8 protein-coding genes and 2 pseudogenes are annotated in these 24,004 nt (G+C 60.7%); 9 read left to right on the plus strand and 1 reads right to left on the minus strand.

Annotated features, from left to right (window positions below; translation table 11 throughout):
* The first annotated feature begins 272 nt into the window (after positions 1-272).
* Positions 273-662, plus strand: a complete 390-nt coding sequence (locus QA648_RS33830; protein ID WP_283054427.1) for a transposase — start codon at positions 273-275, stop codon at positions 660-662.
* Positions 659-904, plus strand: a complete 246-nt coding sequence (gene tnpB / locus QA648_RS33835; protein ID WP_283054428.1) for an IS66 family insertion sequence element accessory protein TnpB — start codon at positions 659-661, stop codon at positions 902-904. The genes QA648_RS33830 and tnpB overlap by 4 nt, the downstream gene beginning before the upstream one ends.
* On the opposite strand, the gene QA648_RS33840 is transcribed toward tnpB, so the two are convergent.
* Positions 875-2,992 (minus strand): recombinase family protein, encoded by a 2,118-nt coding sequence (locus tag QA648_RS33840; protein WP_283054429.1) that lies wholly within the window; start codon positions 2,990-2,992, stop codon positions 875-877. The genes tnpB and QA648_RS33840 overlap by 30 nt on opposite strands.
* 421 nt (positions 2,993-3,413) lie before the next feature.
* On the opposite strand from QA648_RS33840, the gene QA648_RS33845 reads away from it, so the two are divergent.
* The 7 genes and pseudogenes from QA648_RS33845 (at position 3,414) to QA648_RS33875 (ending at position 23,995) form a co-directional block, all read left to right on the plus strand.
* Positions 3,414-9,878 carry a non-ribosomal peptide synthetase gene (locus tag QA648_RS33845; protein WP_283054430.1) on the plus strand — a complete coding sequence of 2,155 codons (6,465 nt, stop codon included), beginning with the start codon at positions 3,414-3,416 and terminating at the stop codon, positions 9,876-9,878.
* Positions 9,875-11,284: an MATE family efflux transporter gene (locus QA648_RS33850; RefSeq protein ID WP_283054431.1), complete on the plus strand. Its 1,410-nt coding sequence runs from the start codon at positions 9,875-9,877 to the stop codon at positions 11,282-11,284. The genes QA648_RS33845 and QA648_RS33850 overlap by 4 nt, the downstream gene beginning before the upstream one ends.
* A gap of 172 nt (positions 11,285-11,456) precedes the next feature.
* On the plus strand, positions 11,457-12,158 hold the full coding sequence (locus tag QA648_RS33855) for a 4'-phosphopantetheinyl transferase superfamily protein (RefSeq protein WP_283054432.1): 702 nt from the start codon (positions 11,457-11,459) through the stop codon (positions 12,156-12,158).
* A 143-nt stretch (positions 12,159-12,301) separates the two neighbouring features.
* A pseudogene (locus tag QA648_RS33860) lies at positions 12,302-12,527 on the plus strand (ATP-binding protein); the annotation flags it as partial.
* Positions 12,526-12,987, plus strand: a pseudogene (locus QA648_RS33865) (DDE-type integrase/transposase/recombinase); the annotation flags it as partial. The pseudogenes QA648_RS33860 and QA648_RS33865, both read left to right, overlap by 2 nt.
* A gap of 599 nt (positions 12,988-13,586) precedes the next feature.
* On the plus strand, positions 13,587-15,662 hold the full coding sequence (locus tag QA648_RS33870) for a condensation domain-containing protein (protein ID WP_283054433.1): 2,076 nt from the start codon (positions 13,587-13,589) through the stop codon (positions 15,660-15,662).
* Positions 15,659-23,995 carry a non-ribosomal peptide synthetase gene (locus tag QA648_RS33875; protein WP_283054434.1) on the plus strand — a complete coding sequence of 2,779 codons (8,337 nt, stop codon included), beginning with the start codon at positions 15,659-15,661 and terminating at the stop codon, positions 23,993-23,995. Before QA648_RS33870 ends, QA648_RS33875 begins: the two co-directional genes overlap by 4 nt.
* The last annotated feature ends 9 nt before the right edge of the window (positions 23,996-24,004 follow it).

Genomic DNA, 24,004 nt, shown 5'->3' on the forward strand with positions numbered 1-24,004 from the left:
GGTCGTCAATTCCATTTTCGGTCAGGCCTTTTCATCTTCACTGCCATCGCGGACATATACCAATTCGCCCTCGGCGATATTGTCCGAGTTGGCGGTCACCTCCTCGATTATTCGAGGTTCTCGCCGATCATGCCGGCGACTTCTTTCAGCGTACAGATGAACCTCGAGCGTAAGCGTCCGGTGAGGCCGTCTTTGAGATTTCCCGCGAACACCTGAAGTTACGTCACTAATTCCGTCATTAGAGACGTCATCAGGGATGAACTATGGGCCGCATGGAGATTTTGACAGGCGTCGAGCGTCGGCGTGATTGGTCCGACGACGAGAAGCTTTCGATATTGGTAGAAGCGGCGGACCCAGATGCCAGGATCGCCGACGTCGCTCGGCGGCACGATATCAAACCCCAGCAGATTTATACCTGGCGGCGGAAGTTCGCGGCGGAGCAGGCTGAGCCGCTGGTTTCTTTCCTGCCGGTCGCATTGATCGCCCCGGAATCGAGCGACGAAGCCGAGCGAGCGGCTCCGGTGAACAAGCCTACGGCAAAGCGGTCGGCACGTCCCATGCGGATCGAGATCGGCTGCAAGGGCGGCCGTGTCTTGAAGGTCGAGGCCAATATAGCGCCTGACGTCCTGAAAGCGCTGATCCGCTCGGTGGAAGACGCATGATTGCGCCAGGCGCAAATGCGCGCGTCTATCTCGCCTGCGGCGTGACGGACATGCGCAAGGGGATCGATGGGCGGATGGCGCTGGTGCAGTCGTCGCTTCGCCAGAAGCCCGCGTCCGGTTCGGTGTTTGCGTTCCGAGGCCGTCGCGGTGATCGCATCAAGCTTTTGTTTTGGGATGGCCAGGGGTTCTGCCTCTACTACAACGATCGGCGTTCATACTACACCTCTTTCCTCGCCAGTTGATGTTCTTGGCTCAGTTTGCGTTTGTCGGCGCGCAGCAGCGCGATCTTGAAGTTGGTTCCAACGGCTGCATTGCTTTTGCGGCAGGTCTCCATCGGGGATTTCGTACAGGCTATAGTGCCCATTGTAGGCATGTCTGGTAACGAGGCCATACTTGGCCCATCTGGCGGCGGTTTGCTCGCTGATCTTGAGGTGCACTGCCGCTTCCTGTCTTGTCAGCATTCCCCGCTGTCGCAGCCGATCATATCGTGATCGCAGCTTATATTCGTGGATGAGATAGGCGACTTTGAGAGGTGTAATGCGGGCGTTATGGCAGCCTCGGCGTGCCGTTCCACCTGGGCGATGACCCTGCTCGTTCAGAATCTCGGCGATCTCGGGATAAATGTAATCATCGAGAAGCTTATCGATCAGTTCAACGATACTGGGCTTTGTCTTGATCTGCTGAGCGGAGGATTTTGGGTTCATGGTAGTGACCGTCTGGATTTCCCCCCCCTTGAAGCGAACGTGAAGCTTGGTGGTTCCTTCCGCCGGCAGCTTTAAGAGAGTGACGTCCTCGATGATGTGGGCCAGCAATCGCTTGCGTTCGCGGCTTGGGGTATCCGGATCTTTCCAGAGCTGGTTGAAGTCGGCCGTCATCGCGACTAACCGTTCGTGGACAGCTTTATCGAGGATGAATTGATCGTGCTCTCGGCCACGTTCGCGCTCTTCGCGGGCACTGGCCAGCGTGCGAAGCTTCTCGTTCCATTCACCTTCGAGCGTGTCGGCGACGAGGCGGTTACTAGGATCGACAAGCATGAAGCGGCGCTGAGCGAGCTCGGCTTCCGTTTGGGCGCGTTCGATTGCGCGACAGCGCAGCCGGTCTGCTTCTTCATGCCGGGCTTGGATCTCCTTGCGGACTTCGAGAGCGAGTTCGACGGCCGCCGGCGTCATCTGCTCGGCAATCAGCATACCGATGGCTTCATCGACGGGAGGCCCAGCGATCGACTGACACATAGGCTCCGCACGATAAATGCGGGCACGATTACAAATGTACCAGGCTTCCTGCCGGCCACGTCGCGCCGCATAGCGAACCCTAAGATGGCTGCCGCACTGCCCACACACGGCCCGGCCTTGCAGCAGTGCCGGTCCCTCCCTTGGGATTGAAGCTCGTGCCGCTTCAAATCCACGGCCATTCGCCTTGAGGATCTTCAGATTCTCCTGATGTCGCTCCCAGCTGATATAGCCGGGATGAGCATCGGGAATGCAGGCCGGCCAGTCATCAATGTCGCGCGCACGCAGAGTCTTTTTGCCGTCGATGGTGCGTCGAAACTGTCGTCGGCCATAGGTATAGGCGCCAGCGTAGCGCGGATTGTTCAGGACACGCATCGCCGTCGATGCGGTCAGCGGCCGAAATAGCGTGCCGCCGTTGTGTAGGCGCGATGGAAACAATAGGCCTTCATTGCGAAAGACCTTGACGGTCTGGGAGGCGGACCCGAGGCGAGAGAACATCTCAAAGAAATGAATGATCGTTTCTCTGACTTGCATGTCTGGATCAAGAGTCACATTGCCGAAATGGTCATAGACCAGCCCGGTCGGTAGGAGGCAACGAAACTCGCCGCGCCGCACCTTATTGAGAATGCCGCCGCGCAGCCGGGCTTTGATCACATGCAGCTCGGCCTCACTCATTGTTCCCTTCAGGCCGAGCAGGAGCCGGTCGTTGAAACTTGCCGGATCATAGACGCCGTCCTCGTCGAGGATCAGGGTGTCGGCAAGGGCACAGATCTCCAGCAGACGCTGCCAGTCGGCATTGTTGCGCGCCAGACGGGAGACCTCCAGGCCCATGACGATCCCGGCATGCCCCATGCCGACATCGCTGACCAGCCGCTGAAACCCCTCGCGCCACGCCGCCGATGCACCGGACTCTCCTTGATCGTTGTCGATGACGATAATCTGCTCGTCGCGCCAGCCGAGGGCGACAGCGCGTCCCCGAAGCGCATATTGCCGCCTGGCGCTCTCAACGTTCTCAACGACTTGCCGCATGGAAGACTGGCGGATGTAGAGGTAGGCGCCGCGTTCGAGGTGATGAGGCTGGACTTTGAGATGTACATTCATGGTGACCTCCGATCGTTGGTGCTCATGGCGATTGTCGCAAGGACGTGAACGACGGCGCTGTGTCCGCCGTGCAGCGGACAAGCAATTGATGATGGGTAATTCTGCTCTCGCGGGGTGATTGCTGGTTCGGCCAGCACCTGAGCCCATCCCCACATGCCCCGGCGCAAAAAGAGCAGCAGGCCGCTACGGGCCATATCCCAAGAAAACACAAGTGGGCTCCTCTATTGTCGGGTTCGTCGATTTCGCGACACGCGCCGGTCCGACGCAATCTGCTGGCGCGCCGTTAAACTACTGAAACGTAACGGTATAATTTGCGGTAGCGCTCTTCGCGTAACTGGCATGACTTTTGGAGCTTACTGGATCCGACAGGGAAAAATTGGCAGCTGGGACCTACTAACCGCCCCAACCTACGAGGAAACTTATGCTCAACGAAGGCCAGACTGCGAAGTCCGAATTTGTCGGAAGTCAGCCTATCGATTTAGTCGCCGCTATAGATGAAATCGCGGTGTCGTTCCCGGACAAGATAGCGATTAAGCATGGCGCGGAAGAACTCACATATGGTGACCTGCGAGTGCAGTCGGATCGAATTGCGAGAGCGCTGCGAGAGCGCAAGGCGCAGGGCATGGTCGTTGGCTATTGTGGTGAACGAAACCTTCATTGGGCAACCACTGTAATCGCGATTCTAAAAAGCGGCTCAACTTATTTGCCGCTTGATCCATCCTTGCCGGCCTCCCGCATTTCTTTCATGATTGAGCAGAGTGAATGCACCCTGATCATTGGGCCGGAAAGACCGAAAGCGCTTGGTCTGTTTCAGGAAAGCGGCAACTGCAGCCCAGAATTTTTGACGGTGCAGACGGCGCTACTCGGCGGCCGTGCCTCTGCTGCAGTGCCTACTTCGATTGAAAGCCGTCTTGCCTACATTCTTTTTACGTCCGGCTCGACGGGCAAACCTAAAGGAGTGATGGTCAAGCGCGCTGGCTTAAACAACCATTTGATGGCCAAGATAGATGCACTCGAGCTCAGCGATAGGGACTGTGTCGCACAAACTGCTTCGCACGGCTTTGATATCTCACTGTGGCAGCTTTTGGCAGGGTTATGTGTCGGCAGTTGCGTCGCGCTCATAGATGATGCGACCGTGAAATCTCCGATGGCCCTTCTTGAGGCCTTGCACGCACATCGCGCAACAATCGTCCAATTCGTCCCATCGGTGCTTGCGGTATTCGTCGAATATCTGCAGGCCCTTTCGGCCGACGGGCGGCTTCTCGGCGCCCTACGCATGGTGTCCACGGTCGGCGAGCCGCTGACGCCCGCATTGGCGCGCAGCTGGCTGACACTCTATCCTCAAATACCAATTCTCAATCACTACGGCCCGACTGAATGTGCGGATGGAGTTACGCATCATTTGATATCTCTCCCGCCCAGCACAGCTGACGCCTATGTCCCCATCGGTAAGCCGATTGCCAACCTTAAGGTTTACGTCGCTAACGGGTTGCGTCTGTGCAAGACGGGAGAAGTTGGGGAAATTTGTGTTAGTGGAGCAGGTGTCGCTGACGGTTACGTCAACGATAAGGCGCGGACCGAGGAATCCTTTTCGTCAAATCCCTTTTCGGACCATTCATCTTATCGGCAGCTCTACAAAACGGGCGATCTCGGACGCCTCGGGGCGGATGGCCTGCTGGTATGTCTTGGCCGACGAGATCGTCAGATCAAGATCCGCGGGCATCGGATCGAACTTGGAGAGATCGAGTCTCGCCTCTGCGCTCACCCTCTGGTAAATGCCGCCGCCGCGGTTGCACCCGTCGCCGAGAGCGTGAAGCTCACGGCTCGGGACATAAACAACACCGACCGGCAAACAGGACCACGGCGAATTGTCGCCTATGTGTCGGCTCCTGCCGAACTTTCAGAACGAGAACTCAGAAGCTTCGTTGCCGAAGCGCTTCCTGCCTACATGCTGCCGGAACGCATCATTCGCGTCGACCGGCTTCCGGTTACCCGAAACGGAAAAGTGGATCTTACCGCCTTGCCGGATTCGACGACCATTCGACCCGAGCTGCCGAATCCATTCGAGGAACCAAAGACCGAACTCGAACGGACGCTACGGGATATTTGGTCAAGCGTTCTTCGGATCAAGGATATCGGCGTCAGCGACCAATTTATCGACCTCGGTGGCGACTCGCTCCGAGCGATGCTTATATTGGTTCAGGTTCAAAGGCAGCTCGGGACTAAGGTGGACTTCAGGATTGTCCTGAATGGGACCGTCAGGTCGCTTGCTGCGTCAATATCGAGCCCATCCGACACGATGCAGACGATACTGCCAGCCTGCGGGAACCTCAGGCGATCACCCCTGACGCGGGTGCAAGAACACCTTTGGTTTCTCTGGCAGCTTGATCCGACCGCGAAAAACTACATGATTCAGGGCGGCGTGCGTATCCGGGGTGCTATCGATCTGATCGCGTTCAATAAAGCCTGGCGCGACGTTGTTCAGGCGCATGACGCGCTTTGCGCGCGCTTCATCGACGAAGACTGGCCGGTTCAGATTTTTGATGATCCGCCTAGCGCCGATCTGGAGTTGATAGATGCCACCGATCTAAGTGAACAGCAGGCCGAGGAACTTGTGACGGAACTGCGACTGAAGGAGCTCGCCAGCCCTTTTGATCTCAGCCAAGGGCATTTGTTTCGACCACGGCTGATCCGTCTTGGCGCGGACGATCATCTCATGCTGATAACCGCGCACGAAATTATCATAGATGCATGGTCAGTTTCGATCCTGCTCAGAAATTTGCAAACGAGATACTCCCAAGACGCTGCCGTCTCTCCGACGGATCGCCCATCACTCTCGACTTATGCGCTCTGGGAAAATGAAAATGTTACGCCGGAGTCGCTGGAGGGCCAGCGCCACTATTGGCGCCGGCAAATAGGCGACAATCCTCCCGTACTTTCGCTCGGGAGCGATCGAGTGCGGCCGAAAGTGGGCTCCTACCGCGGGAACTCGCATGCGGTTCTTCTTGGCGGCGAGCTGTCTGACCACGTGCGAAATTTTGCGCGCCGGCACAGGTGCACGACTTCGGCTGTCCTCTTGGCATGCTTCAAGCTGCTGTTGCGTATGTATAGCGGCCAAGACGACGTTGTCGTTGGTATGCCGCACGTCGTGCGTAGCCAACCAGGCACCGAGGAAATCGTAGGCTTTTTCCTCAACATGCTGCCAATCCGAACGAAGATCGACATCAATCAGTCTTTCGCGGCTCACGCGGCTCATGTGCAGGACCTCATGAGCGATGCCATCGCGAATTCGGACTATCCATTCAGCTGGATGGTCAGAGATACCAGGTTCCTGCGCGAGCATGGTCGATCGCCGATCTTCCAAGTCATGTTCAACATGTACTCCGAGCCGCCGGAGCCATCGGGCAAACGCGATCTGCAACTGACATTTCGCGAATACGACACGGGTTATGTGAAGTTCGACCTTACCCTTTATGCACAAGATGAAGGCGATGAAATTGCAATGCAGCTGGCTTATGCGCAAGACACATTCTCAAGCGATGTGATCGCTCGCATGGCCGATAATCTTCGCCACCTCATTACTGTCTGTGTTGAGAGGTCTGACGAGTCGATTGTCGCCCTGAGCGCCCCCAGCCCGTCGGAAATCGCCATCCTAAACTCGCTCAAGGGCGACGAGCAGTCGTATGAGGACCAGCCTTCGCTTACGGAGGCGTTCAATCAGGTAAGCGCTTCAAACAGCGATCGGGTGGCGTACTTCGGCGAGTTCGGAGAAATCACCTTCGGCCAACTGCGCGACCGAATGGCTACAATCCAGTCGCTTCTGCGAACTTGCGGGGTGGGAGCGGGCGACATCGTTGCCATGCTGGTCGACCGGTCGCCGGATGTAGCGGCAACAAGTTTGGCAATCAGGGATTTGCAGGCAACGATTGTGCCGATCTCGCCTGATTACCCAAGGGAACGGGTCAGCCACATCGTAAGAAATAGCGGCGCGAGGCTCCTTATTCATACCGGCATGGACGCAGAGGCCGATTTCGGCGTGCCGTGCGTCGACCTGGCTGTCCTCCAAGCTGGATCCGGCCCTGGCCGGATCTGCCACCGAACTGTCGAGTTGCCCACTCAGGACGCGGCCAGCCTAATTTACACTTCATCCTCAACGGGGAAGGCGAAGGGCGTACTCATACCCGAATCTGCGATACTCAACCGACTGAACTGGATGTGGCGATGCTTCCCCTTCGATGGCGTCGACGTGATGGTGGCACAGAAGTCAGCAACACTCGTTGCCGCGGTATGGGAGTATTTTGGAGGGTTGCTGAAGGGAGTGCCCACGCTGATCCTGACGCAGGAGCAGGTGCTCGACCCCGACCTCTTATTGAGGGCATTGGGACGACATCGCGTCACGCGGTTGTTTGCCTCTCCGCCCATTCTGTCCGGTTTAATCGCTTCTCAAAAGCGACATCCGGAAACAACCAACTTGCGACTGGTCACAAGCAGCGCTGAACTGATGCCGCCGTCGCTTCCCATTCGCTGGCGAGAGTGCTTTCCAGATGTGCCGCTATGGAATTTTTACGGCACGACCGAGTGCGCGTCTAATGCAGCCGTGTACCAAACATCGATCGCCGACGACGGCTCTTCAGCTGTGCCGGTCGGGCGCCCGATCGACAATGTAAAAGTTTACGTCCTTGACACACAATTGAAGCAGGTTCCTGCCGGAGTCGCAGGTGAGCTCTGCGTTGCCGGACGCTGCGTGAGCACCAGGTATTGGAAGGACCCAGAGCGAACAAAGCACCATTTCGTTCCAAATTCGTACGGCGAAGGTCAATACAGCATCCTCTATCGCAGCGGTGATATTGCCCGCATCTCCGCCAAAGGCCTTCTGGAAATTTGCGGTCGAGCAGATAACCAAATTCAGCTTCGGGGATTCCGAATTGAGCTGGAGGAACTTGAAGCGGCGCTCGTCGCTCATTCCAGTGTTGCGCAGGCCGCCGCATTTGTTCAGGGCGAAGACGATGATCGGCGACTGGTTTCGCTTGTGGTCCCAGCTCTCGACGGCCTGACCTCTGGAGCCATTGTGAACCATCTGCGGCAGACACTGCCCTCCTACATGATTCCGTCAGATGTTCGGATCGTGCACCGTATACCGCTCACTGCAAGCGGGAAGATAGATCGGGCTCGTCTCTCTTCCGTCTCGTCCCGCAAGATGCGAAGGACCAAATCCGCTAGGCCGCGGACGGAGAGCGAGCGGCTCCTTGCCGATATCTGGCACAAGCTGTTGGATGCCAAATCTGTCGGCATCGATGATAGCTTCTTTGATATCGGTGGAAATTCGCTCCTCAGCGTGCGGTGCGTTACACTGGCTCGTAAGGCGGGACTGAACTTGACAGTTAGCCAACTGCATCGGACACCAACAATCCGCGCGCTGGCAACGCACCAGACCTCGGCCATGACCTGTGCCGAGCCCATTTCCGATGAACCGCTGAAAATGACCCCTGCGGTCTCACATTGGAATAGTCGTGTCGGAATCGGCGAGCACTACAATATCGGCGATCTCTTCTTCATGCCCGGCGGCCTCTTAAACGTCTCTACTCTTGAACATGCGCTTGCGCATGTCGCCGGCCGGGAGGAAGGACTTAGGCTCCGCATTGTGCAAACTAAGGGCGGCCTCTCGCAGGTAATCGGATCGATACCCCATCCCCTCATAGAGGAAATAGACCTCGTCGGTCTAGACACATCGGAACAACTCGCAGTCATTGAGCGCTCCTGTGCGGAGCGTCAGCGCTCGTTTCGATTTGACGGTCTGACATCTCTTATCAGGGTCTCAGCTTTCCGGACGTCGGAAAGCGGCGATTACTATTTGCTCCTTCTGCTGCATCATTTTGTAGCAGACGGGGTCGGATACAGATTGTTCCTGAATGCACTGGACGCAGCTTACAATTCGTTCGCTGCGGGCCAAACCGCAGCGGTTACAGAGACCACGACCCTGACCCAATGGCTGAAGCGTTTGGACGGATACGCGAATGGCGAAGCCGAAACGGAGCTCGAGCACTGGGAAGGCCTTCCATATGAACGGTTTGACATGCGGGTAAGCGACGCCGGCTCGTCTGCGGCCGGTTTTTCAACCGAAACGGCCAAACGGCTCCACCACATTGGCTCTGAGAAGCAGATCGATGAAGAATTCTGCGCGCCACTCTGGAAAGACCAGGCAACATATCATTTAAGGATCGATGAGGAGACAACCGGGAAACTTCTCAAGGTTGCGGCGAGGTCTGCGCATTGCGAGGATTTTGATCTCATGCTCGCGGCTATTTCGGGGGCATTTGGCCGCGCTTTTGGAAATTACTCCCTCTGGATTGACAGCCTCACCTCGACGAGGGGACATCTATTCGACGATATCGACCCGTCTCAAATCATCGGTTATGTCGGTGAACTGGTGCCGCTTCCGTTATTCCTTACCGGAACGGAGTCTCGTCTGGACCGCGCCCGCTCCATATATCGGCAGCGCAGCTCGCTGCCGCGCCAAGGCATAGGTTTCCGTGCTCTGAAGTTCTTGAACCAGAATCCCGCTGTGCGCGAGCGGATCGATCGTCTGCCGTTACCCCGCATCGGGCTAAACTATCGAGCTAGACTCCAACATCATTATCCGCGCCGTCTGCTATGCAGAGATCCACACCGATTGTGGATCGGCGAAGATATGGATCAGTCCGTTATGAACTACCTTTTCTGGTTTCGCATCGGATGCGAATCGGGCGAACTGCGTATCGAAGTGAGATATGATCCACGACAAGTCGGCTACGAAACCACCCGCAATCTCTGTACGATGTTCCGCGAGGAACTCCTGCGGACTGTCGATGCATTTGGCGAGGCTGCACAGCGGGTCAATTACGCATGAGACCGGCACAGCAACTGATGATGAAGGGCATAGATGAGCGCATGGCTTCACCGGCGGAGCATACCAGTTTGTTGAAGGGGAAGGTTTCCGGCCTCGTCATACGGCTTGCCATTCCCTCCGTGATCGGTTTGTCAATCAATGCGCTTCAACAGTTCGTGAATGCAATCTTTGTTGGCAGGCTCGGCGCACAGGCTATCGCAGCAGTCAGCATAACGTTACCCTTGATCGTCCTGCTCACGGCAGTTGGGCAGGGGGTTGGCGTCGGCGCGGCGTCGTTCGTGTCGCGCAATCTTGGCGCTGGCAACTCTTTGGAGGCGAATCGAGGCGCGAGCTTGGCGCTCGCTCTAGCGGCTCCGATCGGAGTGGCACTTACCGGCGCTCTGCTTTTCGGTTTGCGCGACGTTCTCGCGTTGCTCGGCGCCAGTCCGACCATAATGCCAGCCGCACTCGACTACGCATCGACGCTCCTATTTGGTTACACTCTGATGTTATTGAATATGGTCAACGGGTTTATAGTGAGGGCTGAGGGTAATACACGCTTCAGCATGTGGACCATGATCACGGCTTTTGTGCTGAATGCCGTGCTCGATCCGATTCTGATTTTTTCCCTGCACCTCGGAATTCGCGGGGCGGCGCTCGCAACCTTTTCGGCGCAGCTCGCCGCCGCCAGCCTCTACCTTCTATATTTCGTGAAGCAATGGGGAATTGTCCGTGTCCGGCCCTCTTACATAACTTGGAGGGGTGAGCGCGTACAGCAACTCGCCGCCATTGGAGCCCCTGCAACCATCACTGGCATTTTGTCTGCTGTTGCGTTCGTGCTCTTGAACAGGGCCGCTGCGCAATTCGGCGACAATTCCGTTGCCGCGGTGGGCATAGCTGCACGATTGTTGACGATCGGGGCACTCCCAATCACTGGCCTATGCATAGGCTCCCAGGCGGTTCTCGGTTTCAGCTGGGGAGCACAGGATTTCGCTCGGGTACAGAGGGCCGCCAAATTCATGCTCTCTATAGCCGTTGCATTTTCAGCCAGCTTTTCTGCTGTGGTTGTGATTTTCGCCCGGCCAATCGTCCGACTTTTCAGCGACAGCGAGGACATGACTGAAATCGCTGTCTCCACTTGCATCATGTTTCATCTCTTTTTCGGGCTTTTTGGTGTTCAGTATGTAGCGATCACAATGCTTCAGTCATTCGGGAAGGCCCGTCTGAGTGCAGTCGTTTCATTCGCGAGGCAAGGATATCTATTCGTACCAACGATACTGCTGTTGCCCGACATTTGGGGCTTCAAAGGACTATTAATCAGCCAGGCAACTGCTGAGCTTCTGGCCGGGCTGCTTGCTGTATTTGTAATAGTCAGGCAGTTCGGCGATCTCAAAGGAATGCTCGTTTCTCCGCGAGCGGCTGGTTAAGACTGAGAGTTGATGCGAACGTGGCGATGATTACGGATTCGCTTGGGATTGACCAGCCAATCCAAAAAAACGAGGTCATACTTACGCATGGCAATTGATTTTAACGCCGAGCGAGAATGCACCGATCCAGCGTGATCTTGCACGAGTTCCCGATCAAATAGGACGTGCTCGAATGAGCGGAAATCTGATGCTAGAAAAGCTGCTCCCACCGAACGTTGCCGTGCAAACATCTCGAGCAAATGAAGTCCCCGAAATCCAAGTGATGGCCGGAGAAGAGAGTGCAATTGCGACAGCGGTCAAGAGCAGAAGGCATGAATTTTCGATCGGGCGGGCCTGTGCCAGGGCGGCATTGTGCAAACTTGGCTTTCCGTCTTGTCCGATCCCAAGCGGACCTAACAGGGAACCGCTTTGGCCGTCTGGCATCGTTGGCAGCATAACACATTGCGCCGGATTCTATGCTGCGGCGGTGGCCATGCAGAAGGACTACATTGCGCTTGGAATCGATGCCGAAGTTGACGAGGAGCTGCCCTCAGGCGTGTTGTCGCTCATATCGAGCCATGAGGAACGCCGTTGGATCGCGAACGCATCCGAGCATATCAATTGGGAACGGCTGCTCTTCAGCGCTAAGGAGAGTATCTTCAAGGCGTGGTTTCCGCTCACGCGTGAATGGCTGGGCTTCCAGGATGCCGTGGTGACTATCATTCCAGAAGATGGCTCATTTATTGTTCAGCTTCCACACACGTGTGTGCCGGCAGCCGATTGTCCACGAGAGCTTCGCGGCCGCTTCACTATTTCAAATGGCCTAATACTAACGGCAGTATTTATTGAGGCGTGTCAACGGCGATCTGTATCATCCGAAACCCTTTCTTCGTGAAGCACGAGGTTTTGATTTGCATTTAAAGCGATCGTGAATGGTCCGGCAATTTCGTGATGCCTTGGCATTCCGCTCCAAATCTACAAGAGCCAATCAATGCCCGGACCGGCAAGGATTCCTTATCTTCAGGCGCCTGGGGTGGAAAGCTGCGTCATGACGCCCAGATCGAGAACGCTGACTTCCGCGCCCCCCCGAGGCCTGGACCGCAATCTATTCATGAAGCTCGCCGGTTGCGACTGGATCTCTCAGCGCCATAGCCTGCTGTTGATCGGACCCGCCGGCGTCGGAAAGAGCTGGCTTGCCTGCGCGCTCGGAAACAAGGCATGCCGCGAGGACTTCTCCGTCGCCTATCACCGCCTTCCAAGGCTTCTATCTGTCTCCGACACGGAATGGCAAAGCGGCCAAGCGCTTCCTCGGCAAGGCTTTGAACGGTCTGAAGGATTGGGAAAAGCCAACGGTCATCAACACCGACAAGGCGCCGACTTACGGGATCGCGATTTCGGAACTGAAGGCCGAACGCAAATGCCGAGGAAATCTCGTGCATCGGCAGGTCAAATATTTGAACAATGTCGTTGAGGCCGATCATGGCAAGCTAAAACAGTTGATCAGACCGGTGAAAGGGTTCGACACGTTGAAAACCGCCTACGCAACGATCAAGGGTTTCGAGGTCATGCGGGCTCTACGCAAAGGACAGGCTGCTGTTTTCAACCTGACGCGCGACATCCGCGGAGAAGCCCGCATTGTCGAGCGGGCTTTCGGTATCGGACCGAGCGCCTTGACGGAAGCCATAACTCTGCTCACCTCAAATCTCGACGCTCCGGCCGCGTAACGGCAGGCAAGACAAGGATCTATCCAACCCACCGGAGTTTTTGCAACAGAGCCCCCCTCGAGGATATCGCCATATATTATGGGAATCGACGTCGGAGCATGACACCTGCTTGAGGCTTGTTCTCCCCGTAATGTCGTATTGCTGACAATGTCGGACATAAAGCGCAGCTCGGTCTCCAGAGTAGCATTGTTTTGAGGAGTTTTCTGACTTGGTACGACGGTTGCTTAGCCATCAGCAACCACGCTGCGGCACGAACCGACAAGGAAGCTCACTGTGAACAGGTTCGCTGAACAGGCGCTCGCCACCTGGTTCGTCTCGCGCAGGGCCGGAAGGCTTCCCGCTGTCTCGGAGGTGCCCTGCCAGTCGACGGGTCATCGTGGGTGTATGCGCCACGCTAGCATGACTGTCCGGCCGATTCTGATCGCCTTGCAACAAATGAGCAGAATGCTCCAGGTTTCCCTGCAGGCTCTGATCGGCCGGCGGCTTCAGGATGCCGTGCCGCAGCCGATCTGCGACAGTTACCTCCGCTGGCAGAGAATCGATGCAAGCTCACCGATGGCCTCTGCACCGTACCGTGTTGAGCCAGGGAGCGGCGAGCCATGAATGGCATGCAGCAGAACGTTCATCGGCTCACTGCGCCGCAGACGGAAATCTGGCTGGCCGAGCAACTCACGCCGGGGACCGCGCGCTATAACATCGCCGAATATCTGGAAATCCAGGGGCCGGTCGATCAAATTTTGTTCGAGAGGGCGCTACGCCAGACGGTGTGCGAGGCAGAGAGCTTGCACGTTAGTTTCTTCGATGGTGACGAGGGGCCGCGGCAAATCCGTCGCCGCCGGACCGACTGGTCCTTCCCGGTGATCGACGTCAGTGCCGAAGCCGATCCACGCGCTGCGGCAGAGGCCTGGATGCAGGCGGACCTCGCCCGGCCGGCCGATCTGGTGCACGGGCCGCTCTTCGCCTACGCCCTGTTCCAGGCGGGGCCCGACCGTGCCTTCTGGTTCCAACATTATCACCACATAGTCATGGACGGTTACGGCGCGGCGCTGCTGGCGCGCCGTTTGGCCGATGTGTACACGGCGTTGGCCGCAGGCCGGGTGCCGGAGCGTTCCCCGTTCCCCACATTTGCGGAATTGCTTGCGTCGGATGCCGAGTACCGCCAGACAGAAGCTTTCCTGCGGGATCGAGCGTATTGGACCAAGCGCTTTGCAGACCGGCCTGAACCGGCGGGTGCCCTTGGGTGGCGATCGACGGGCGGCGACGTCCTGCGTCATCGGGCACATCTACCGGTTGAGACAGGAGAAGCGTTGCGGGATCTGGCACGGAGGGCCGGCGCCACCCTGCCACAACTGATGATCGCGCTGGGGGTCGCTTATCTCCATCGAATGCACGACCAAGCGGACCTGGTCATCGGCTGCCCGGTCACGGCGCGCGCGGGCCGGACGTTGCGGCAAATTCCGAGCATGGTCTCGAATGTGGTGCCGCTGCGCTTGGCGGTGACGCCAGGCACAAGCCTCATGGACCTGATCGGCCAGGTTGGCCGGGAGGTACGCCAAGCGCTGCGCCATCAGAGGTATCGGTATGAGGACCTGCGCCGTGACCTCGGCCTCGCGGCCAATCGGCAGCATCTGTTCACCACCGCGATCAACATTGAGCCGTTCGACTACGCGCTCAGCTTTGGGGGTCATGTTGCGGCGGCGCGAAACTTGGCCAACGGCCCGGTCCGGGACCTCGACCTTTACGTCTTCGATCGCGGTGCCGACGCGCCCTTGGAGATTGCTCTCGATGCCAATGCGACGGTCTACGCGTCCGCCGATCTGGCCGCATACCAGGCGCGACTGGAGCTGTTGTTTGAGGCTGTGCTTGCCGCGCCCGGGCGGCCGATCAGTTCGTTTGAGCTGCTCGCACCCGCCGAGCGCCGGCAGATCGTGGAGGAGTGGAATGCCACTGCCCGGCCGGTGCCTGAGACCACCTTGCCGGCGCTGTTCGAGCAGCAGGTGTGCCGCAGCCCTGCGGCCACGGCGCTCATCTTCGAGGATCAGGAACTCAGCTATGCCGAACTTGACGCCCGCGCTAACCGGCTGGCGCATCACCTGATCGGGCTGGGAATCGGGCCCGATCAGGTGGTGGCGATCTGCCTGGAGCGCTCGCCGGAGATGGTCGTTGCGCTGCTGGCCATCCTCAAGGCGGGAGCGGCCTACCTGCCGCTCGATCCCGGCTATCCCGAGGCTCGACTGAGCTTCATGCTCGACGACGCCGGCCCGGCGGCGCTGGTCACCACCTCCGCACTGGCCGCCCGCCTGCCTGCGGCCGGCCCCGTCCGCCTGCTGCTCGACGAGCCGCAGTTGCGGGCCACCATCGCCGCTGCTCCTGCCACCGCTCCCACTGACGCCGACCGCGTCCGCCGGCTCGATATTCGCGACCTCGCCTACGTCATCTACACCTCAGGCTCCACCGGAACACCCAAGGGCGTCGCCGGACTTCATGCCGGCCTTGTCAATCGTTTGAGCTGGATTGGAGAGCTGCAGGTCTACGGACAGGGGCCGGTGCTTGCGAAAAGCTCCATCAGCTTCATTGACGGCTCAACCGAACTCCTTGGGGCACTGGTCCATAAGAGTTCGGTCGTGCTGGCACCATGTGCTATGCTAGGGACCCTGCCAAGATCGCAAACTTGATCGAGTTGCGAGGCGTCTCTGGGGTCACCCTTGTACCGAGCTTGCTCAATGCCGTGCTCGATCAGACCGGTTTGCACAGCCTGATCTCGTGCAGAGCTTGGCTGGCCAGCGGTGAAGCGCTGCTCGGAAGCCATGTCGCCGCTCTGAATGCGCGCCTGCCGGAGGCGCGGTTCTTCAACTTCTATGGCGCATCGGAAGCCACCGGCGACAGCTTATATGCATTATGCACGCTCGATGAACACGATCGGCACAAACCTCCTCCGATCGGCCGACCGATCTGGAACACTCGTGTGTACGTGCTCGACGGCAGTCTGCGTCCGGTGCCGGCAGGTGTGGCGGGTGAGCTGTACATTGCGGGGACGGGTCTGGCGCGAGGGTATTGCGGGCGCCCGAGCCTGACGGCGGAACGGTTCGTGGCATGCCCGTTCGGCGAGCCGGGGGAGCGGATGTATCGCACCGGCGATCTGGCGCGATGGCGGGCGGACGGCATGCTCGACTTTCTCGGCCGGGTCGACGACCAGGTCAAAATACGTGGCGTTCGGATCGAGCCGGCAGAGGTGGCGGCGGCGCTGAGCGCCCATCCGGCGGTCGCACAGGCAGCGGTGGTGGCGCGCGCGGACGGCCCAGGGGGCCAGCAGCTGGTCGGCTATGTCGTGGCGGTGGCAGGCCAAGACCTCGACGCCCAGGCGCTACGAGCGCATGCGGCGGCGCGGCTGCCCGAACACATGGTGCCGTCGGCGATCGTCGGGCTCGAAGCCCTGCCCCTCACCCCGAACGGCAAGCTCGACCGCAAGGCGCTGCCGGCGCCCGTCATGGCGGGCCGCAGCACGCGGGCGCCGCAGACGCCAGAGGAGGCGCTGCTATGCAAGCTCTACGCCGATCTGCTGGGGCTGGAACGTGTCGGCCCCGAGGACAACTTCTTTGAGCTCGGCGGTCACTCGCTGCTCGCCACTCGCCTGGTTGGCCGCATCCGCGCCGCCCTCGCCGTCGAGCTGCCGATCCGGGCCCTATTCGACGCGCCCACCCCCGCCCAGCTCGCCGCTGGTCTCGCCGAGGCCCGCCGGTCGGGGGTACCGCGCCCCGCCCTTTCACCGCGACAACGGCCAGCGGTGATCCCGATGTCCTTCGCCCAGGCCCGGCTGTGGTTACTCGACCGCCTGGAAGGGTCGAGCTCAGCTTACACCATCCCGCTGGCGCTGCGGCTCGAGGGTCGACTCGATGTCGCGGCGCTGGAGGCCGCGCTCGCAGATGTGGTGGCGCGGCACGAGTGTCTACGCACGCTGCTGGTGGAGGCCGATGGCGTGCCGGCACAGCACATCCTCGAGACCGAAGCTGCCCGACCTGCCCTCGCCGTCGCCGCGATCGAAGAGCAGGAGCTTGCACTCACCCTTGAGCAAGCGGCGGCGCAACCTTTCGATCTCGCGGGTGAGCCGCCGCTACGCGCCACCTTGTTCCGCCTCGCCCCAGAGCGGCAGGTGCTGCTGCTAGTGTTGCATCATAGCGCCTGTGATGGCTGGTCGCTCGCGCCACTTCTGGAGGATCTCAGCCAAGCCTATGCCTCCCGCCGTGGGGGGGAGGCCCCGGCATGGTTGCCCTTGCCGGTGCAATATGCCGACTACACGTTGTGGCAGCACGAGCTCCTGGGTGCCGAGGCCGACGCCGACAGTCCGCTGGGCAACCAGCTCGCCTATTGGCAAGCGGCATTGGCCGATCTGCCCGAGGAGCTCGCTCTTCCGGCCGACCGGCCGCGTCCACCGGTGCAGAGCGGCCGCGGCAACCAGATTGCCTTCTCCCTCAACGCGGTGCTGCACGCACAGCTCCTAGAGCTGGCACGCACTCACGGCGCCAGCCTGTTCATGGTGTTGCATGCCGGTGTGGCGGCGCTCCTCTCGCGCCTGGGTGCCGGAGACGACATCCCGCTGGGTACTCCTATTGCCGGCCGCGGTGACGCCGCTCTGGACCGACTGGTGGGTTTCTTCGTCAATACCCTGGTTCTCAGGACCGACACCCGCGGCGACCCAAGTTTCGCCGATCTCCTGGCCCAGGCACGCGAGACCGACCTCGCCGCTTATCAGCATCAGGACGTGCCATTTGAGCGCCTGATCGAGCAGCTCAATCCAGCGCGCTCCCTGGCACGCCATCCGCTATTCCAGGTCATGCTGGTGCTGCAAAACACCGCGGCGCCATCCATCGCGCTCGCCGGCCTGAGCGTCACGCCAGAAACGATCGCCACGCGCACCACCAAGTTCGACCTGACCTTCAGCTTTGCTGAGCGGAGCGGGGCCACCGGTGTGTGCCAGGGGCTGGATGCCGCCCTCGAATACGCCTCTGACCTCTACGATGGGGCGACCGCAGAAGCACTAGCCGAGCGCCTGACCCGGCTGCTCGCGGAGGCCGCGGCGGCGCCCGGGCGGCCGATCAGTTCGTTTGAGCTGCTCGCGCCCGCCGAGCGCCGGCAGATCGTGGAGGAGTGGAATGCCACTGCCCGGCCGGTGCCTGAGACCACCTTGCCGGCGCTGTTCGAGCAGCAGGTGTGCCGCAGCCCTGCGGCCACGGCGCTCATCTTCGAGGATCAGGAACTCAGCTATGCCGAACTTGACGCCCGCGCTAACCGGCTGGCGCATCACCTGATCGGGCTGGGAATCGGGCCCGATCAGGTGGTGGCGATCTGCCTGGAGCGCTCGCCGGAGATGGTCGTTGCACTGCTGGCCATCCTCAAGGCGGGAGCGGCCTACCTGCCGCTCGATCCCGGCTATCCCGAGGCTCGACTGAGCTTCATGCTCGACGACGCCGGCCCGGCGGCGCTGGTCACCACCTCCGCACTGGCCGCCCGCCTGCCTGCGGCCGGCCCCGTCCGCCTGCTGCTCGACGAGCCGCAGTTGCGGGCCACCATCGCCGCTGCTCCTGCCACCGCTCCCACTGACGCCGACCGCGTCCGCCGGCTCGATATTCGCGACCTCGCCTACGTCATCTACACCTCAGGCTCCACCGGAACACCCAAGGGCGTCGCCGTTTCCGATCAGGCGATCGTCAATCGCCTGCTGTGGATGCAGGCCGAATATTGCCTCGACGGCAGCGACAGAGTCCTGCAGAAGACCCCGTCCGGCTTCGACGTCTCGGTGTGGGAGTTCTTCTGGCCGCTAATCGGAGGCGCCGCGCTGGTGCTTGCCCGGCCAGGCGGGCACCAGGATCCGGCCTATCTGGCCGCGACCATCGCTGGCTACGGCGTTACCACGGTGCACTTCGTGCCCTCCATGCTTCGGGCTTTTATACAGGAGCAAGCATCCGGTGACTATCGGGGTCTACGGCGCGTGATCTGCAGCGGCGAGGCGCTGCCGGCGACGTTGCAGGCCCTCTTCTTCGCCAGTTTGGATGTAGCGCTACACAATCTCTACGGGCCTACGGAAGCCGCTATCGACGTCACAGCGTCGGAGTGTAGCCGCGACCGCGACAAGGCCTCCGTGTCGATCGGCCGACCGATCTGGAACACTCGTGTGTACGTGCTCGACGGCAGTCTGCGTCCGGTGCCGGCAGGTGTGGCGGGTGAGCTGTACATTGCGGGGACGGGTCTGGCGCGAGGGTATTGCGGGCGCCCGAGCCTGACGGCGGAACGGTTCGTGGCATGCCCGTTCGGCGAGCCGGGAGAGCGGATGTATCGCACCGGCGATCTGGCGCGATGGCGGGCGGACGGCATGCTCGACTTTCTCGGCCGGGTCGACGACCAGGTCAAAATACGCGGCGTTCGGATCGAGCCGGCAGAGGTGGCGGCGGCACTGAGCGCCCATCCGGCGGTCGCACAGGCAGCGGTGGTGGCGCGCGCGGACGGCCCAGGGGGCCAGCAGCTGGTCGGCTATGTCGTGGCGGTGGCAGGCCAAGACCTCGACGCCCAGGCGCTACGAGCGCATGCGGCGGCGCGGCTGCCCGAACACATGGTGCCGTCGGCGATCGTCGGGCTCGAAGCCCTGCCCCTCACCCCGAACGGCAAGCTCGACCGCAAGGCGCTGCCGGCGCCCGTCATGGCGACGGCCAAAGATGACTATGTGCCGCCTGAGGGGTATACAGAACAGCTCCTGGCAGCGATCTGGGCTGAGGTGCTGCAGCTTGAGCGTGTCGGTCGACACGACAATTTCTTTGCGCTAGGCGGCCATTCGCTGCTGGTACCAAAGTTGATTGCACTCTCAGGCCAGGCAGGCTTTCACGCCGATGTGCGCACGATTTTTGAAGCACCCACACTGGCTGCCTTAGCGGCAGCAGTGACATCTTGCCGCAGTAACCTCATCGAGGTTCCTGAAAACCGCATTCCGCCGCAGTGCGAAGTGATAACGCCAGCCATGCTGCCGCTGGTGCAGCTGAGCGAGCGGGAGATCGCTCGGATCGTCGAACATGTGCCCGGCGGAGCGGCGAATATCCAGGACATCTACCCACTGACACCCCTGCAAGAGGGAATGCTGTTCCATCATCTGACGACAACTGCGGGCGATCCCTACCTGTCGCAGGTGACGGTGGGCGTTGACAGCCGGCCGCGCGTGGACAACTTGTTGCAAGCACTACGGGCAGCGATCCACCGAAATGATGTCCTGCGTTCCGCCGTGCTTTGGCAGGACTTGGTAGAGCCGGTGCAGGTGGTATGGCGACAGGCGCATCTCGCGGTCGAAGAGATCAGTCTCGATCCGCATGCAGGTGATATCGCGGACCAGCTCCGCGTGCAGTTCAACCCCCGACATTTTCGCTTGGATCTCACACAGGCGCCGCTGCTAAGGGCCCATATAGCACAGGATCCGTCTAACAATCGCTGGGTCCTGCAGTTGCTCTTCCATCATATGGTGGACGATGCTACGTCCTTGAGGCTGCTGTTTGGGGAAATCCGGGCGCATCTAGCGAACCGGGCCGACCATCTTCCAGTGGCGCAGCCGTTCCGTGAGTTCGTGGCACGAGCTCGGCTCGGCCTGACCGACGAGAAGCACGAAATGTTTTTCCGGGAAATGCTGGGTGATGTCGATGAGCCGACGGCGCCGTTCGGTTTGCTCGATGTCCAACAGGATGGGACGGCGATCGTGGAGGCAAGCCGGACGCTGGATTCCCGTTTCGCTGGGCGGCTGCAGGCAGCCGCGCAAGCAGTCGGAGCCGGTGCGGCCAGCCTGTTTCACCTAGCGTGGGCGCACGTGCTGGCAGCAGTGTCAGGACGAGATGACGTCGTGTTCGGGACCGTGCTGACCGGCCGCCTCCAAGCCGGCATTGGCGCGGATCGAGCACAGGGACCATTCATCAACACGCTACCGATCCGCATCAGGATTGGCGGTCTGAGCCCGCGAGATGGCGTAAGGCTGACGCATGGCCTGCTAGCACGGTTGGTGAGCCATGAGCACGCGCCGCTCCTCTTAGCGCAGCGTTGTAGCCGGGTCTTGGCGCCGGCGCCATTGTTCAGTGCCCTGCTGAACTACCGTCAGCAACGCGACCAACCACAGATTTCTGGTGAATTGGATCGCGCCGAGCAGGGAATTGAGTTTCTCGGTTTTGAGGAGCGGTCCAACTATCCCCTCACTTTCTCGGTGGACGATCTGGGAGACACTTTCCGCCTCACGGTGCAGATGGCGTCGACGAGCGAAGTCGATCGGATCTGCACCTATATGACCAATGCACTAGAACAACTGGTAGAAGCTTTGGAGGTATGGCCCGATATACCGATACAGCGCTTTGAAATTATTTCACCCGCCGAGCGCCGGCAGATCGTGGAGGAGTGGAATGCCACTGCCCGGCCGGTGCCTGAGACCACCTTGCCGGCGCTGTTCGAGCAGCAGGTGTGCCGCAGTCCTGCGGCCACGGCGCTCATCTTCGAGGATCAGGAACTCAGCTATGCCGAACTTGACGCCCGCGCTAACCGGCTGGCGCATCACCTGATCGGGCTGGGAATCGGGCCCGATCAGGTGGTGGCGATCTGCCTGGAGCGCTCGCCGGAGATGGTCGTTGCGCTGCTGGCCATCCTCAAGGCGGGAGCGGCCTACCTGCCGCTCGATCCCGGCTATCCCGAGGCTCGACTGAGCTTCATGCTCGACGACGCCGGCCCGGCGGCGCTGGTCACCACCTCCGCACTGGCCGCCCGCCTGCCTGCGGCCGGCCCCGTCCGCCTGCTGCTCGACGAGCCGCAGTTGCGGGCCACCATCGCCGCTGCTCCTGCCACCGCTCCCACTGACGCCGACCGCGTCCGCCGGCTCGATATTCGCGACCTCGCCTACGTCATCTACACCTCAGGCTCCACCGGAACACCCAAGGGCGTCGCCGTTTCGCATTGCGGCCTCGCCGGCTTGGCGGAAAGCCAGATCGAGCGCTTAGGCGTCACGAGCGCCTCCCGCGTGCTACAATTCGCCTCGGTGAGCTTCGATGCCGCTGTTTGGGAGCTATTGACAGCCTTCGCAGGGGGTGCCTGCCTGGTGCTGCCGCCCCCCGGCCCACTGCTCGGCAGCCAACTCGCCGCCACCTTGCGCCGCCGTTCTATCACCCATGCCCTGATTCCGCCGTCCGCGCTGGCCAGCAGCGATGCCAACGTCTCGACCGTCTTGCCCACTCTGTTGGTCGGAGGCGAGGCTTGTTCGCCGGACCTCGTGGCGCGATGGTCGGCTGAGCGCCGGATGATCAACGTCTACGGTCCGACCGAGACGACGGTCTTCGCGACAATGAGTGGTCCGCTGACGGCGCCGGAACCTCCTCCGATCGGCCGACCGATCTGGAACACTCGTGTGTACGTGCTCGACGGCAGTCTGCGTCCGGTGCCGGCAGGTGTGGCGGGTGAGCTGTACATTGCGGGGACGGGTCTGGCGCGAGGGTATTGCGGGCGCCCGAGCCTGACGGCGGAACGGTTCGTGGCATGCCCGTTCGGCGAGCCGGGAGAGCGGATGTATCGCACCGGCGATCTGGCGCGATGGCGGGCGGACGGCATGCTCGACTTTCTCGGCCGGGTCGACGACCAGGTCAAAATACGCGGCGTTCGGATCGAGCCGGCAGAGGTGGCGGCGGCACTGAGCGCCCATCCGGCGGTCGCACAGGCAGCGGTGGTGGCGCGCGCGGACGGCCCAGGGGGCCAGCAGCTGGTCGGCTATGTCGTGGCGGTGGCAGGCCAAGACCTCGACGCCCAGGCGCTACGAGCGCATGCGGCGGCGCGGCTGCCCGAACACATGGTGCCGTCGGCGATCGTCGGGCTCGAAGCCCTGCCCCTCACCCCGAACGGCAAGCTCGACCGCAAGGCGCTGCCGGCGCCCGTCATGGCGGGCCGCAGCACGCGGGCGCCGCAGACGCCAGAGGAGGCGCTGCTATGCAAGCTCTACGCCGATCTGCTGGGGCTGGAACGTGTCGGCCCCGAGGACAACTTCTTTGAGCTCGGCGGTCACTCGCTGCTCGCCACTCGCCTGGTTGGCCGCATCCGCGCCGCCCTCGCCGTCGAGCTGCCGATCCGGGCCCTATTCGACGCGCCCACCCCCGCCCAGCTCGCCGCTGGTCTCGCCGAGGCCGATCACGAGCAGGCGGCCGCCTCCGCCTCCCTCCATGTGCTCCTGCCGTTGCGCACCCAAGGTAGCCGTCCACCGCTTTTCTGCATCCACCCTGCCGGCGGCCTCGCTTGGCCGTATGCCGGTCTCTTACAGCACCTAAAGGGCCGCCCCCTCTACGGCGTGCAGGCCTTGGGTTTCGTCGACGGGGAGACTTCGGAATTATCGATTGAGGCAATGGCCGAAGACTATCTCCACGAGATACACTCAGTGCAACCTTGTGGCCCCTATCACTTGCTCGGCTGGTCCTTCGGCTGTCATGTCGCCCACGCAATCGCAAATCGCCTGCAGGACAAGGGGGAGCAGGTCTCCCTGCTCGCATACCTCGACGGCTACCCGATGCGTAACGCGCCCGATGCAGTTGCTCCTGAACCGACTATTCGGGATTTGATGGAGGTGCTGCTCGATGTGTTCTCGGACCGACCGGTCGAGTTCGGGGATGCGGTGCCATCTCCCGCGCAAATCCGGGGGCTCCTTGCAAAGACTGACGCGTTGGCCACCCTCGACGACCGACTTGTTGAGAGTATCTTCAGGAATTTTCGTGACGCCCCGCGCTTAATGCGAGAATTCAGACCAAGAACCTTCCAAGGGGATCTGTTGTTCTTCCGGGCGACGCTGACCGCCAAGGAATCGCAGCCGGAGGACTGGCAGCGCTATGTCACCGGCCGCATCAGTATCCACGACATTGTCTGCCGGCACGAGAAAATGATGCGCCCTGCCACGCTTGCTGCCATCGGCCCGCTCTTAGCCAGGGCCCTTGAGCGAGCATCGCAAACACGATCTGCCTCCCTATAAAGGATCCAC

Source organism: Rhizobium sp. CB3171 (assembly GCF_029714265.1).
Classification (GTDB): Bacteria; Pseudomonadota; Alphaproteobacteria; order Rhizobiales; family Rhizobiaceae; genus Rhizobium.